Below are 12002 nucleotides of genomic sequence, written 5' to 3' on the forward strand. Positions count from 1 at the left end.
ACGTACGCCGGGGTGCTATTCCGCCGGACGCTGTGGCGGCGGCTCGGCGAGGCTCTCGGTGCGCTCGGCGATCTCATCGGAGGTCATGTCGCGCGAGCGGAGCAGGCTCGCGACGGCCGTGACTACGAGCGCCACAACGATGACGGCGAGGCTGAGCAGCGTCGGCACCTCCCAGTGGATCACGCCACTCTTGTAGAGGGCGTGGATGACCAGCTTGGCGCCGATCCAGCCGAGGATGAAGGCCAGTCCGAGGGAGAGGTAGATGAGTCGCTTGAGCAGGCCCCCCAGCAGGAAGTAGAGCTGGCGCAGGCCCATGAGGGCGAAGACGTTCGCCGTGAAGACGAGGTACGGCTCCTGGGTGATGCCGAAGATCGCCGGGATCGAGTCGAGGGCGAACAGCACGTCGGTGACGCCGAGGGCGATGATGACGATGAGCATCGGCGAGGCGAAGCGTACGCCGTTCTCCTTGTAGAACAGCTTCAGCCCCAGCCACTTGTCGCCCACGTTGAGGTGGTTCTGGGCGAAGGTGACCACCCGGTTGTTCTCAGGGTGCTCCTCCTCGTGGGTCCGGTAGCTCTTCACCAATCCGAACGCGGTGTAGATCAGGAACGCACCGAACACGTAGAAGATCCAGCTGAAGTTCTCGACCAGCTGGTAGCCGATCACGATGAAGATCCCTCGGAAGACGAGGGCGAGGATGATGCCCACCATCAGGGCTTCTTGCTGGTACTTCCGCGGCACCCTCAGGGCCGACATCAAGACGAGGAACACGAAGAGGTTGTCGACCGACAGGCTCTTCTCGACGACGAACCCGGTGTAGAAGTCCACACCGAAGTCGCCACCGTGGTAGGCCCAGATCCACGCGCCGAAGGCTGCCGCCGCTGCCATGTAGATGGTGAATGCGATCGTGCACTCCCTCATCGATGGCTCATGCGGGTTCCGGGCGATGATGATGACGTCGAATAACAGAACGGCGCAGGTGAGGGTGAGGGTGATGCCCCATTCGAGGCCAGAGACGTCCACGGGTTCTCCTAGTCAGGGAAGGCTCATCGAACAGAGGTCTCTCCCACCGAGGAACGCCGGCCCGCAGGCCGGAGCAATGCCCGTGTTGACGACCTTGCGGCGAAGGAATACTCCCCCCTGCGCCGCTCAGTCTGTCACACCGATCAACGCCCGCCGAAGTCGACGCCCAGCTCGGACAGCATCGCCTCGCCACCGTCCAGGGCCGTCAGTACCCACGTGCCCGTCCGGGTAAGCGTGAAGGTGTGCTCGAAGTGGGCGGCCCAGCTGCCGTCGTCGGTGACGACGGTCCAGTCGTCCTCGAGCGTGGTCGTGTCCTTGGTGCCGAGGGTGACCATCGGCTCGACGGCGAGGGCGAGCCCCTCGACCAGCTTCGGGCCCTTCCCGGGCCGGCCGAAGTTCGGCACGTTCGGGGGCTGGTGCATCTCGGAGCCGATGCCGTGGCCGGTGTAGTCCTCGAGGATGCCGTAGCGGCCCTGGCCACGCACGTACCGCTCGACCGCGGCGGAGATGTCGGTGACCCGCCCGCCGAGGTGCGCCGCGGCGATGCCGCGCCACATCGCCTGCTCGGTGACCCGCATCAGCTCGGCGACCCGCTCGGGAACCTCGCCGACGGGGACCGTGATCGCCGCGTCACCGTGCCACCCGTCGACGATGGCGCCGCAGTCGATCGAGATGACGTCGCCGTCGGCCAGCACGCGGCCGCCGGGGATGCCGTGCACCACCTCGTCGTTGACCGACGCGCAGATCGAGGCCGGGAAGCCGTGGTAGCCCTGGAACGACGGAGTCGCCCCCGACGACCGGATGTGGTCCTCGGCGATCGCGTCCAGCTCGGCGGTGGAGATGCCGGCGCGCACCGAGCCGCGCAGCAGCTCGAGCGTCCGGCCGACCACGAGACCGGCCTTCCGCATCAGGTCGATCTGCTCGGGCGTCTTGATCTCGACACCGCGATCGAGGAGACCCATGTCCGGCTCAGGACTCCTGGATGTCGCTGAGGGCGGCGAAGATCCGCTCGGTGACGTCGTGGACCTCGCCCATGCCGTCGACCTCGACCACGAGGCCGCGCTCGCCGTAGACCGAGATCAGCGGCTCGGTCTGCTCGCGGTAGACCTCCTGCCGGCGGCGGATGACGTCCTCGGTGTCGTCGGCCCGACCCTCGACCTGCGCGCGCTGGAGCAGCCGCTGCACGATCTCCTCCGGGTCGACGGTGAGGCAGACGACCCCGTCGAGCTGGTGCCCGGTGAACCCGATCATCCCGTCGAGCTCCTCGACCTGGGCGAGGGTGCGCGGGTAGCCGTCGAGGAGGAACCCGTTCGCGGCGTCCGCCTCGTCGATCCGGTTGCGGACCATGAGGTTGGTGACCTCGTCCGGGACGTACTCGCCGGCGTCCATGTAGCGCTTGGCCTCGATGCCGAGCGGGGTGCCCTCGGAGACGTTCGCGCGGAAGATGTCCCCGGTGGAGATCGCCGGGATCTTGAAGTGCTCGGCGATGAACTTGGCCTGGGTGCCCTTACCCGCACCGGGCGGGCCCATGATGATCAGACGCATGTTAGCGGAGGAATCCTTCGTAGTTCCGCTGCTGGAGCTGGCTCTCGATCTGCTTCACCGTGTCGAGGGCGACGCCGACCATGATGAGGATGCTCGTGCCACCGAACGGGAAGTTCTGGTCGGCGTTGATCATGGCGAACGCGATCAGCGGGATGAGCGCGACGAGACCGAGGTACAGAGACCCGGGCAGCGTGATTCGGGAGAGGACGTAGGAGAGGTACTCCTCGGTCGGCTTGCCCGCCCGGATCCCGGGGATGAAGCCGCCGTACTTCTTCATGTTGTCGGCCACCTCTTGCGGGTTGAAGGTGATCGAGACGTAGAAGTAGGTGAAGAACACGATCATCAGGAAGAACGCGATCATGTAGAGCGGGTGCGCTCCGGAGATCATGTAGTCGTTGATCCACCGGACCCACCGGGACTCGGAGTTCTGGTTGAACGACGCCAGCATGGCCGGCAGGTAGAGCAGCGACGAGGCGAAGATGACCGGGATGACGCCGGCCTGGTTCACCTTGAGCGGGATGTAGGTGGAGCTGCCGCCGAACATCTTGCGGCCGACCATCCGGCGGGCGTACTGCACCGGTATCCGGCGCTGCGCCTGCTCGACGAAGATGACCGCGGCGACGATGACCAGGCCGATCGCCATCACGATGCCGAAGGTCCACCAGCCGCGGCTGTTCTGGACCGCCCACAGGGAGCTCGGGAACGTCGCGATGATCTGCGCGAAGATCAGCAGCGACATGCCGTTGCCGACGCCGCGCTCGGTGATGAGCTCGCCGAGCCACATGATCACCGCGGTACCGGCGGTCATGGTGACGACCATGACGAGGAACGTGGCGGTGCCGTCGTTGTGGAGGAGGTCCTCGTTGCAGTTCTGGAGCAGCTGGCCAGAGCGGGCGAGCGCCACGATGCCCGTGGCCTGGAGGACCGCGAGGCCCAGCGTCAGGTAGCGGGTGTACTGGGTGATCTTGGTCTGGCCGGACTGGCCCTCCTTCTTGAGGGCCTCCAGCCGCGGGATCACCACCACGAGCAGCTGCAGGATGATGCTCGCGGTGATGTACGGCATGATGCCGAGCGCGAAGATCGTGAGCTGGAGCAGAGCTCCGCCCGAGAAGAGGTTGACGAGGCTGTAGAGGCTGGCGTTGTCACCGGAGCTGGCGATGTCGATGCACGTCTGCACGTTCGCGACGTTCACACCGGGGGTCGGGATCTGGGACCCGAGCCTGAAGATCACGATGATCATCAGGACGAACAGCAGCTTGCGCCGCAGGTCCGGAGTCCGGAAAGCGTTCGCGAACGCGCTCAGCACGAGATCCTCTTTCTCCAAGCATGAAACGGCCGCCGCGAGATGCGCGCAAGGACCCGGGGAAGCCTAACAGGACGTCGAGCCGGCCCCGAATGCGCATCGGGCGCGGCGGTCCTGTGGGACAGGACCGCCGCGCCCTCGACGCTGATGGTCAAACGGATCAGACGACCGTGGTAGTTCCGCCGGCGGCCTCGATCTTCTCCTTGGCCGAGCCGGAGAACGCGTTGGCGCTCACCTGGACGGCCACGGACAGGTCGCCCTGGCCGAGGACCTTGACCGGGTGGCCGTCGCGGACGGCACCCTTGGCGACCAGGTCGTCGACCGTGACGGCGCCGCCCTCGGGGAAGAGCTCGCCCAGGCGGTCCAGGTTGACGACCTGGAACTCGACCTTGAACGGATTCTTGAAGCCCTTGAGCTTCGGCAGCCGCATGTGGATCGGCATCTGGCCGCCCTCGAAGGCGGACGGGACCTGGTAGCGAGCCTTGGTGCCCTTGGTACCGCGGCCCGCGGTCTTGCCCTTGGAGGCCTCACCGCGGCCCACACGGGTCTTGGCGGTCTTGGCCCCCGGGGCCGGACGCAGGTGGTGGAGCTTGAGCGTCATGTCAGTCGACCTCCTCGACCGTCACGAGGTGACGGACGGTCTGGACCATGCCGCGGATCTCCGGGCGGTCCTCCTTGACGACCACGTCGCCGATCCGCTTGAGACCGAGCGTGCGCAGCGTCTCGCGCTGGTTCTTCTTCAGGCCCACGAGGCCCCGGTCCTGCCGGACCTTGAGCTGCGCCATCAGGAAGACACCTCCTGCGAGACACCCGCGGGAACCTCGGCCCGGGCCTTGAGCAGCGCCGCCGGAGCGACCTCCTCGACCGGCAGGCCACGACGGGCCGCCACGGCCTCGGGCTGCTCGAGCAGACGCAGCGCCTCGACCGTCGCGTGGACGATGTTGATCTGGTTCGACGAGCCGAGCGACTTGCTCAGGACGTCGTGGATGCCGGCGCACTCCAGGACCGCACGCACCGGGCCACCGGCGATGACGCCGGTACCGGGAGCGGCCGGACGCAGGAGGACGACGCCAGCCGCCTTCTCGCCCTGCACCGGGTGCGGGATGGTGCCCTGGATGCGGGGAACCTTGAAGAAGTGCTTCTTGGCCTCCTCGACGCCCTTGGCGATCGCGGCCGGCACCTCCTTCGCCTTGCCGTAACCGACGCCGACGAGGCCATCACCGTCACCGACGACCACGAGGGCGGTGAAGCTGAAGCGACGACCACCCTTCACGACCTTGGCGACACGGTTGATCGCAACGACGCGCTCGATGTAGGCGGTCTTCTCAGCACCCTGGCCGCGACGGTCGTCGCGTCCACGGCGCTCGCCACCGCGCTGTCCGCGCTGGGCTCCGCTCATGAGACTTTCCTCTTCTCTCTGCTTGTCCGTGCGATCAGAAGCTCAGGCCGCCCGAACGGGCGCCGTCCGCGAGGGCCGCGATGCGACCGGTGTACTTGTTGCCGGCCCGGTCGAAGACGACGCCCTCGATGCCGGCGGACTTCGCCCGCTCGGCGACGAGTTCGCCGACCTTCTTGGCCTTCGCGGTCTTGTCGCCGTCGAAGCCGCGCAGGTCCGCCTCCATGGTGGACGCCGACGCGAGGGTCTTGCCCACCAGGTCGTCGACGACCTGGACGGTGATGTGCTTCGACGAGCGGGTGACGACGAGGCGCGGGCGCTCCGCCGTACCCGAGATCTTCTTGCGACCGCGGACCTGACGACGCAGGCGCGACTTGACGCGAGCCGCGGTGTGCTTGTTGTTCGAGAGCGAGATCGCCATGGTCACTTACCAGCCTTTCCGACCTTGCGGCGGATGTGCTCACCCGCGTAGCGAACGCCCTTGCCCTTGTACGGCTCGGGCTTGCGCAGCTTGCGGATGTTGGCGGCAACCTCGCCGACGAGCTGCTTGTCGATGCCCTGGACGCCGAGCTTGGTCGGGCCCTCGACCGAGAACGTGATGCCCTCGGGGGCGTTGAACGTGATCGGGTGCGAGTACCCGAGCTGGAACTCCAGCTGGGTCGGGCCCTTCGACAGGACGCGGTAGCCGACGCCCACGATCTCGAGCTTCTTCTCGTAGCCCTCGGTCACGCCGACGACCATGTTGTTGACCAGGGTGCGGGTCAGGCCGTGGAGGGCCTTGCTCTCCCGCTCGTCGTTGGGGCGCTTGACGTCGAGGACGCCCTCACCCTGCTCGACGGTGATCGGGGAGGCGACCGTGTGGCTCAGGGTGCCCTTGGGGCCCTGGACCGTCACGACCGATCCGTCGATGGCGACGTTCACGCCCGACGGGACCGCGACCGGAAGCTTGCCAATGCGCGACATGCTGTTCTACTCCTTCGCAGTTCTCGTCGTCACCAGACGTAGGCGAGGACTTCCCCACCCACGCCCTTCTGGTTGGCCTGACGGTCGGTCAGCAGGCCCTGGCTCGTCGAGATGATCGCGACGCCGAGGCCGCCGAGCACCTTCGGGAGACCCGTGTGCTTGGCGTACACCCGGAGGCCCGGCTTGCTGATCCGGCGCACGCCCGCGATGGAGCGCTCCCGGTTCCGCCCGTACTTGAGCGTGATGGTGAGCGTCTTGCCCACCTCGCCCTCGGCCGGGTCCTTCACCTCGAACGAGGTGATGTAGCCCTCCTGCTGGAGGATCTCCGCGACGCCCTGCTTCAGCTTGCTGTACGGCATGGACACCGCGTCGTGGTACGCCTGGTTGGCGTTGCGCAGACGGGTCAGCATGTCTGCGATCGGGTCAGTCATCGTCATGATGGGTTCTTTCTCGAAGTGGTTTCGCCGGGCTCACGGCCCGACGACCTTCTACGTGGGTGAGGGATTACCAGGAGGACTTGGTGACGCCGGGCAGCTCGCCCCGGTGCGCCATCTCCCGGAGGCAGATGCGGCACAGGCCGAACTTGCGGTAGACGGCCTTGGGCCGGCCGCAGCGCTGGCAGCGGGTGTAGCCGCGCACCGCGAACTTCGGCTTGCGAGCGGCCTTCACCTTGAGGGCGGTCTTCGCCATGTCAGTTCTCCTTGAACGGGAAGCCGAGCTGCTTCAGCAGCGCGCGACCCTGCTCGTCGTTGGTGGCGGTGGTGACGATCGTGATGTCCATGCCCCGCGACCGGTCGATCTTGTCCTGGTCGATCTCGTGGAACATGACCTGCTCGGTGAGACCGAAGGTGTAGTTGCCACGGCCGTCGAACTGGTTCGGGTTGAGGCCGCGGAAGTCGCGGATGCGCGGGAGCGCGAGCGACAGCAGGCGGTCCAGGAACTCCCACATCCGGTCGCCGCGCAGCGTGGTGTGCGCACCGATCGGCATGCCCTCGCGCAGCTTGAACTGCGCGATCGACTTGCGGGCCTTGGTCACGAGGGGCTTCTGGCCGGTGATCGCGGTGAGGTCCTTGACCGCACCCTCGATCAGCTTCGAGTCGCGAGCCGCCTCGCCGACGCCCATGTTGACCACGATCTTGGTCAGGCCGGGCACCTGCATGACGTTCGAGATGTCGAACTCGGACCGCAGCGCCGGGAGGATCTCCTCGCGGTAGCGGGTCTTCAGACGCGGGGTGACCTTTGCCGACGCGGTGGTCTGGGACTGCTCAGTCTCGGTCTGGGTCATCAGATTTCCTTGCCGGTCTTGCGGGAGATGCGCACGGAGCGCTCCGCCTCGTACGTCGAGCCGTCGGGGCGCCGCTTGGTGACCTTGTCGCGGCGGTAGCCGATGCGGGTCACGCCGTCGTCCTCGATGAGCATCACGTTGGACACGTGGATCGGGGCCTCGGCGGTGATGATGCCGCCGGTGTTGCCGGCGCGGCCGCCCTGATTGACGACCTTGGTGTGCCGCTTGATGCGGTTGACACCCTCGACGATCACCCGGTTCTCCTCACGGAGCACCTGGATGACCTTGCCCTCGGCACCCTTGTCCTTGCCGGCGATCACCTTGACGGTGTCGCCCTTCTTGATGTTCACGCTGTTCTTGCCCATGAGTCAGAGCACCTCCGGCGCGAGCGAGATGATCTTCATGAACTTCTTCTCGCGCAGCTCGCGGCCCACGGGGCCGAAAATGCGGGTGCCTCGCGGCTCGCCGTCACCCTTGAGGATGACCGCGGCGTTCTCGTCGAAGCGGATGTACGAACCGTCGGGACGGCGGCGCTCCTTGACGGTGCGCACGACCACGGCCTTGACGACGTCACCCTTCTTGACGTTGCCGCCGGGGATCGCGTCCTTGACCGTGGCGACGATGACGTCACCGATGCCGGCGTAGCGACGACCCGAGCCACCGAGAACACGGATGCAGAGGATCTCCTTCGCACCGGTGTTGTCGGCGACCTTGAGTCGCGACTCCTGCTGAATCATTGATTTCTCCTATGTCGTGCCGGTTCTCAACGCCTCCGGGGCGGTGAGCCTGGCCGAACGTGGCCGGATATTGGCAGTTACTTGGCGCGCTCGAGGATCTCGACGACGCGCCAGCGCTTCGTGGCGGACAGCGGGCGGGTCTCCATGAGGAGGACCCGGTCGCCGATGCCGCACTCGTTCTGCTCGTCGTGCGCCTTCAGCTTGCTCGTACGGCGCATGACCTTGCCGTACAGGGCGTGCTTCACGCGGTCCTCGACGGACACGACCACGGTCTTGTCCATCTTGTCGCTGACGACCAGGCCCTCGCGGACCTTGCGGCTGTTGCGCTCCTGAGTCTCGCTCACTTCTCGTCCTCGTCACTCGCGTCGCTCGTGCCCGGCGCGGTCCGGATACCGAGCTCACGCTCGCGCACCACGGTGTAGATCCGGGCGATGTCCTTCTTGACCGTGCGCAGACGGCCGTGGCTCTCCAGCTGGCCCGTGGCCGCCTGGAAGCGGAGGTTGAACAGCTCCTCCTTGGCCTCGCGCAGCTTGGCCTCGAGGTCGACGGCGTTCAGCTCGTCCAGCTCGTGCGCCTTGGTGGCGGCCATCAGAATTCACCTGCTTCGCGGGAGATGAACCGGCACTTCATCGGGAGCTTGTGCATCGCGCGGCGCATGGCCTCGCGAGCGGTTCCCTCGTCCACACCGGAGAGTTCGAACATGACACGGCCGGGCTTGACGTTGGCGACCCACCACTCGGGCGAGCCCTTACCGGAACCCATGCGGGTCTCGGCCGGCTTCTTGGTCAGCGGGCGGTCCGGGTAGATGTTGATCCAGACCTTGCCGCCACGCTTGATGTGGCGGGTCATCGCGATACGGGCCGACTCGATCTGGCGGTTGGTCACGTAGTGACCCTCGACCGCCTGGATCCCGAAGTCACCGAACGCGAGCCGGGTGCCGCCCTTGGCCGCACCGGTCCGCTTGGGGTGGTGCTGCTTGCGGTGCTTGACACGACGGGGCATCAGCATGACGGTCAGCCCTCCTTGGGGGTCTCGGCCGAGGTCGTGGCCTGGGCGGTGTCGCCACCGACGGGAGCCTCGGACACGGCGGGCGACTCGGTGCCGCGGTCCGCACGCGACGGGCGGTCACCGCGCGAGCCACGGCTCGGGCGGTCGCCACCACGCTGCGGGCGGCCACCGCGACCGGGGACACCGGCGCGGGCGGCAGCCTGGGCCTGGCGCTCGGCACGGGTGCCGGCGACCTCGCCCTTGTAGATCCAGACCTTCACGCCGATGCGGCCGAAGGTCGTCTTGGCCTCGTAGAAGCCGTAGTCGATGTCCGCACGCAGGGTGTGCAGCGGCACGCGGCCCTCGCGGTAGAACTCGGTGCGCGACATCTCGGCACCGTTGAGGCGGCCGGAGCACTGGATCCGGATGCCCTTGGCGCCGGAGCGCATCGAGGTCTGCATCGCCTTGCGCATCGCGCGGCGGAACTGCACGCGGCCCGCGAGCTGCTCGGCGACACCCTGGGCGACCAGCTGCGCGTCGATCTCGGGGTTCTTGACCTCGAGGATGTTCAGCTGGACCTGCTTGCCGGTGAGCTTCTCGAGCTCACCGCGGATGCGGTCGGCCTCGGCGCCACGGCGACCGATGACGATGCCCGGACGCGCGGTGTGGATGTCCACCCGCACGCGGTCCCGGGTGCGCTCGATCTCGACCTTGGCGATACCGGCCCGCTCCATGCCCTTGGAGAGCAGCTTGCGGATGGCGACGTCCTCGCCGACGTACGACTTGTAGAGCTTGTCGGCGTACCAACGGCTCTTGTGGTCGGTCGAGATGCCGAGGCGGAAGCCGTTCGGGTTGATCTTCTGACCCATGAGTTACTTGCCGCCCTTCTTCTTCGCAGCGGCGACATCGGCCGGCTGAACGACCAGCGTGATGTGGCTCGTGCGCTTGTTGATGCGGGTCGCGCGGCCCTGGGCGCGCGGACGCCAGCGCTTCATCGTCGGACCCTCGTCGACCTGCGCGACCGAGACGACCAGGTCGTTGCGGTCGAGGCCCTCGGTGGTCTCGGCGTTGGCGATGGCGCTCTCGAGGACCTTGTAGACGGTCTCCGACGCGGCCTGCGGCGCGAACTGCAGCAGGGACAGCGCGTCGTCGACCGGCAGGCCGCGGACCATGTCCACGACGCGGCGGGCCTTCATCGGCGTGATCCGCGTGAAGCGGGCGCTCGCGAACGCACCCGGCTGGTCGCCGAGCAGCGAGACGCGGCGCGCGCTGACGCGCTGACGCTCGGTGGTGCTCATCGACGGCGCCCCTTCCGGTCTTCCTTGACGTGCCCGCGGTAGGTGCGGGTGGGAGCGAACTCCCCGAGCTTGTGGCCGACCATCGCGTCGGTCACGAAGACCGGCACGTGCTTGCGACCGTCGTGGACGGCGATCGTGTGACCGATCATGTCCGGGACGATCATCGAGCGGCGCGACCAGGTCTTGATGACGTTGTGGGTGCCCTTCTCGTTCTCGGCGTCCACCTTCTTCTGAAGGTGGTCGTCGACGAAGGGGCCCTTCTTCAGGCTGCGAGGCATGTCAGTTACTTCCTACCCTTGCCGGACTTGCGACGGCGGATGATCTGGGAGTCGGAGGCCTTGCGCTTGCGCGTGCGGCCCTCGGGCTTGCCCCACGGCGAGACCGGGTGGCGACCACCGGAGGTCTTGCCCTCACCACCGCCGTGCGGGTGGTCGACCGGGTTCATGACCACACCGCGGACGGTCGGGCGCTTGCCCTTCCACCGCATGCGGCCGGCCTTGCCCCAGTTGATGTTCGACTGCTCGGCGTTGCCGACCTCGCCGATCGTCGCGCGGCAGCGGACGTCGACGAAGCGCATCTCGCCCGAGGGCATGCGCAGCGTGGCGCGGCTGCCCTCACGGGCGACCAGCTGGGCGCTGTTGCCGGCGGAGCGGGCGATCTTCGCGCCGCCGCCGGGCCGCAGCTCCACGCAGTGGATGGTGGTACCGACCGGGATGTTGCGCAGCGGCAGGTTGTTGCCCGGCTTGATGTCGGCGTTCGGGCCCGACTCGATCCGGGTGCCCTGCGACAGGTCCTTCGGCGCGATGATGTAGCGCTTCTCGCCATCGGCGTAGTGCAGGAGCGCGATGCGCGCGGTGCGGTTCGGGTCGTACTCGATGTGAGCGACCTTGGCCGGCACGCCGTCCTTGTCGTAGCGCCGGAAGTCGATGATGCGGTACGCGCGCTTGTGACCGCCGCCCTGGTGCCGGGTGGTGATCCGGCCCTGGTTGTTGCGGCCGCCCTTCTTGGGCAGCGGACGCGTCAGCGACTTCTCCGGAGTGGTCCGGGTGATCTCGACGAAGTCGGCGACCGACGAGCCGCGACGGCCCGGGGTAGTCGGCTTGTACTTGCGGATAGCCATGTGTCTTCAGTCCTCTAATCCGCCCCGGTCAGGAGACCGGGCCTCCGAAGATGTCGATCCGGTCACCCTCGGCCAGGCTGACGATGGCGCGCTTGGTGTCCTTGCGCTTGCCCATGCCGTAGCGAGTACGACGCGTCTTGCCCTGGCGGTTGATGGTGTTGACGGCCGTCACCTTGACGTTGAACACCTTCTCGACCGCGATCTTGATCTCGGTCTTGTTCGCGTCCGGGTGCACCAGGAAGGTGTACTTGTTCGCGTCGAGGAGGCTGTAGCTCTTCTCGGACACGACCGGGGCGATCAGGATGTCGCGGTGGTCCTTGTGCAGCGTGCTCACTTGGCACCCTC

The 12002-nt window shown here is 67.2% G+C and carries 22 protein-coding genes; all 22 read right to left on the bottom strand.

Annotation, left to right across the window (positions count from 1 at the left end; all coding sequences use genetic code 11):
• Nucleotides 1-15: 15 nt before the first annotated feature.
• Nucleotides 16-1023, bottom strand: a complete 1008-nt coding sequence (locus tag ACYQ0U_RS12725) for a TerC/Alx family metal homeostasis membrane protein (RefSeq protein ID WP_459973386.1) — start codon at nt 1021-1023, stop codon at nt 16-18.
• 143 nt (nt 1024-1166) lie between these two features.
• Nucleotides 1167-1985: a type I methionyl aminopeptidase gene (gene map, locus ACYQ0U_RS12730; protein ID WP_459973388.1), complete on the bottom strand. Its 819-nt coding sequence runs from the start codon at nt 1983-1985 to the stop codon at nt 1167-1169.
• 7 nt (nt 1986-1992) lie between these two features.
• Complete coding sequence (locus ACYQ0U_RS12735; RefSeq protein ID WP_459973390.1) at nt 1993-2568, bottom strand: adenylate kinase; 576 nt, start codon at nt 2566-2568, stop codon at nt 1993-1995.
• A gap of 1 nt (nt 2569) precedes the next feature.
• Nucleotides 2570-3874: a preprotein translocase subunit SecY gene (secY, locus tag ACYQ0U_RS12740; RefSeq protein ID WP_459973392.1), complete on the bottom strand. Its 1305-nt coding sequence runs from the start codon at nt 3872-3874 to the stop codon at nt 2570-2572.
• 157 nt (nt 3875-4031) lie between these two features.
• Nucleotides 4032-4472, bottom strand: coding sequence for a 50S ribosomal protein L15 (rplO, locus tag ACYQ0U_RS12745; protein WP_459973394.1), 441 nt, complete (start codon nt 4470-4472; stop codon nt 4032-4034).
• 1 nt (nt 4473) lies between these two features.
• The gene (gene rpmD / locus ACYQ0U_RS12750; RefSeq protein ID WP_028636394.1) at nt 4474-4656 is read right to left on the bottom strand and encodes a 50S ribosomal protein L30; all 183 of its coding nucleotides are present in this window, start codon (nt 4654-4656) and stop codon (nt 4474-4476) included.
• Nucleotides 4656-5270, bottom strand: a complete 615-nt coding sequence (rpsE, locus tag ACYQ0U_RS12755; RefSeq protein WP_459973397.1) for a 30S ribosomal protein S5 — start codon at nt 5268-5270, stop codon at nt 4656-4658. The genes rpmD and rpsE overlap by 1 nt, the downstream gene beginning before the upstream one ends.
• 34 nt (nt 5271-5304) lie before the next feature.
• A complete protein-coding gene (rplR, locus tag ACYQ0U_RS12760; protein ID WP_459973597.1) occupies nt 5305-5688 on the bottom strand; it encodes a 50S ribosomal protein L18 in 384 nt (127 codons plus the stop codon).
• A 2-nt stretch (nt 5689-5690) separates the two neighbouring features.
• Nucleotides 5691-6230 (bottom strand): 50S ribosomal protein L6, encoded by a 540-nt coding sequence (gene rplF / locus ACYQ0U_RS12765; protein ID WP_459973399.1) that lies wholly within the window; start codon nt 6228-6230, stop codon nt 5691-5693.
• Between the two features lie 29 nt (nt 6231-6259).
• Nucleotides 6260-6667 (bottom strand): 30S ribosomal protein S8, encoded by a 408-nt coding sequence (rpsH, locus tag ACYQ0U_RS12770; protein ID WP_459973401.1) that lies wholly within the window; start codon nt 6665-6667, stop codon nt 6260-6262.
• A 67-nt stretch (nt 6668-6734) separates the two neighbouring features.
• Entirely contained in the window at nt 6735-6920 is a 186-nt protein-coding gene (locus ACYQ0U_RS12775; protein ID WP_011757321.1) for a type Z 30S ribosomal protein S14, read from the bottom strand.
• Nucleotide 6921: 1 nt separating this feature from the next.
• Complete coding sequence (gene rplE / locus ACYQ0U_RS12780) at nt 6922-7515, bottom strand: 50S ribosomal protein L5 (protein ID WP_459973404.1); 594 nt, start codon at nt 7513-7515, stop codon at nt 6922-6924.
• Nucleotides 7515-7880, bottom strand: a complete 366-nt coding sequence (rplX, locus tag ACYQ0U_RS12785) for a 50S ribosomal protein L24 (RefSeq protein ID WP_459973406.1) — start codon at nt 7878-7880, stop codon at nt 7515-7517. Before rplX ends, rplE begins: the two co-directional genes overlap by 1 nt.
• 3 nt (nt 7881-7883) lie before the next feature.
• Nucleotides 7884-8252, bottom strand: coding sequence for a 50S ribosomal protein L14 (gene rplN, locus ACYQ0U_RS12790; RefSeq protein WP_459973409.1), 369 nt, complete (start codon nt 8250-8252; stop codon nt 7884-7886).
• Between the two features lie 77 nt (nt 8253-8329).
• Nucleotides 8330-8596, bottom strand: a complete 267-nt coding sequence (gene rpsQ / locus ACYQ0U_RS12795; protein WP_459973411.1) for a 30S ribosomal protein S17 — start codon at nt 8594-8596, stop codon at nt 8330-8332.
• Complete coding sequence (rpmC, locus tag ACYQ0U_RS12800; RefSeq protein WP_459973413.1) at nt 8593-8841, bottom strand: 50S ribosomal protein L29; 249 nt, start codon at nt 8839-8841, stop codon at nt 8593-8595. The genes rpsQ and rpmC overlap by 4 nt, the downstream gene beginning before the upstream one ends.
• Nucleotides 8841-9260: a 50S ribosomal protein L16 gene (gene rplP, locus ACYQ0U_RS12805; protein ID WP_459973415.1), complete on the bottom strand. Its 420-nt coding sequence runs from the start codon at nt 9258-9260 to the stop codon at nt 8841-8843. The genes rpmC and rplP overlap by 1 nt, the downstream gene beginning before the upstream one ends.
• 5 nt (nt 9261-9265) lie before the next feature.
• Nucleotides 9266-10108 carry a 30S ribosomal protein S3 gene (rpsC, locus tag ACYQ0U_RS12810; RefSeq protein WP_459973417.1) on the bottom strand — a complete coding sequence of 281 codons (843 nt, stop codon included), beginning with the start codon at nt 10106-10108 and terminating at the stop codon, nt 9266-9268.
• 3 nt (nt 10109-10111) lie between these two features.
• Nucleotides 10112-10537 (bottom strand): 50S ribosomal protein L22, encoded by a 426-nt coding sequence (gene rplV / locus ACYQ0U_RS12815; RefSeq protein WP_459973419.1) that lies wholly within the window; start codon nt 10535-10537, stop codon nt 10112-10114.
• Complete coding sequence (gene rpsS, locus ACYQ0U_RS12820) at nt 10534-10815, bottom strand: 30S ribosomal protein S19 (RefSeq protein WP_343909183.1); 282 nt, start codon at nt 10813-10815, stop codon at nt 10534-10536. Before rpsS ends, rplV begins: the two co-directional genes overlap by 4 nt.
• Before the next feature lie 5 nt (nt 10816-10820).
• A complete protein-coding gene (rplB, locus tag ACYQ0U_RS12825; RefSeq protein ID WP_459973421.1) occupies nt 10821-11657 on the bottom strand; it encodes a 50S ribosomal protein L2 in 837 nt (278 codons plus the stop codon).
• 28 nt (nt 11658-11685) lie between these two features.
• A complete protein-coding gene (gene rplW / locus ACYQ0U_RS12830; RefSeq protein WP_459973423.1) occupies nt 11686-11991 on the bottom strand; it encodes a 50S ribosomal protein L23 in 306 nt (101 codons plus the stop codon).
• Nucleotides 11992-12002 lie beyond the last annotated feature (11 nt).

The sequence above is a fragment of the Nocardioides pyridinolyticus genome, assembly GCF_054653575.1.

What these genes read in the sequence shown, in the direction of transcription:
- rpmC (WP_459973413.1), bottom strand. Translation starts at nt 8,841, where the DNA reads ATGGCCGCCACCAAGGCGCACGAGCTGGACGAGCTGAACGCCGTCGAC.
- rplN (WP_459973409.1), bottom strand. Translation starts at nt 8,252, where the DNA reads ATGATTCAGCAGGAGTCGCGACTCAAGGTCGCCGACAACACCGGTGCG.
- map (WP_459973388.1), bottom strand. Translation starts at nt 1,985, where the DNA reads ATGGGTCTCCTCGATCGCGGTGTCGAGATCAAGACGCCCGAGCAGATC.
- rpmD (WP_028636394.1), bottom strand. Translation starts at nt 4,656, where the DNA reads ATGGCGCAGCTCAAGGTCCGGCAGGACCGGGGCCTCGTGGGCCTGAAG.
- rplO (WP_459973394.1), bottom strand. Translation starts at nt 4,472, where the DNA reads ATGACGCTCAAGCTCCACCACCTGCGTCCGGCCCCGGGGGCCAAGACC.
- rplX (WP_459973406.1), bottom strand. Translation starts at nt 7,880, where the DNA reads ATGGGCAAGAACAGCGTGAACATCAAGAAGGGCGACACCGTCAAGGTG.
- rplR (WP_459973597.1), bottom strand. Translation starts at nt 5,688, where the DNA reads ATGGCGATCTCGCTCTCGAACAACAAGCACACCGCGGCTCGCGTCAAG.
- rplE (WP_459973404.1), bottom strand. Translation starts at nt 7,515, where the DNA reads ATGACCCAGACCGAGACTGAGCAGTCCCAGACCACCGCGTCGGCAAAG.
- rpsE (WP_459973397.1), bottom strand. Translation starts at nt 5,270, where the DNA reads ATGAGCGGAGCCCAGCGCGGACAGCGCGGTGGCGAGCGCCGTGGACGC.
- rpsS (WP_343909183.1), bottom strand. Translation starts at nt 10,815, where the DNA reads ATGCCTCGCAGCCTGAAGAAGGGCCCCTTCGTCGACGACCACCTTCAG.
- ACYQ0U_RS12735 (WP_459973390.1), bottom strand. Translation starts at nt 2,568, where the DNA reads ATGCGTCTGATCATCATGGGCCCGCCCGGTGCGGGTAAGGGCACCCAG.
- rpsH (WP_459973401.1), bottom strand. Translation starts at nt 6,667, where the DNA reads ATGACGATGACTGACCCGATCGCAGACATGCTGACCCGTCTGCGCAAC.
- rplF (WP_459973399.1), bottom strand. Translation starts at nt 6,230, where the DNA reads ATGTCGCGCATTGGCAAGCTTCCGGTCGCGGTCCCGTCGGGCGTGAAC.
- rpsC (WP_459973417.1), bottom strand. Translation starts at nt 10,108, where the DNA reads ATGGGTCAGAAGATCAACCCGAACGGCTTCCGCCTCGGCATCTCGACC.
- rplB (WP_459973421.1), bottom strand. Translation starts at nt 11,657, where the DNA reads ATGGCTATCCGCAAGTACAAGCCGACTACCCCGGGCCGTCGCGGCTCG.
- rplP (WP_459973415.1), bottom strand. Translation starts at nt 9,260, where the DNA reads ATGCTGATGCCCCGTCGTGTCAAGCACCGCAAGCAGCACCACCCCAAG.
- rplV (WP_459973419.1), bottom strand. Translation starts at nt 10,537, where the DNA reads ATGAGCACCACCGAGCGTCAGCGCGTCAGCGCGCGCCGCGTCTCGCTG.
- ACYQ0U_RS12775 (WP_011757321.1), bottom strand. Translation starts at nt 6,920, where the DNA reads ATGGCGAAGACCGCCCTCAAGGTGAAGGCCGCTCGCAAGCCGAAGTTC.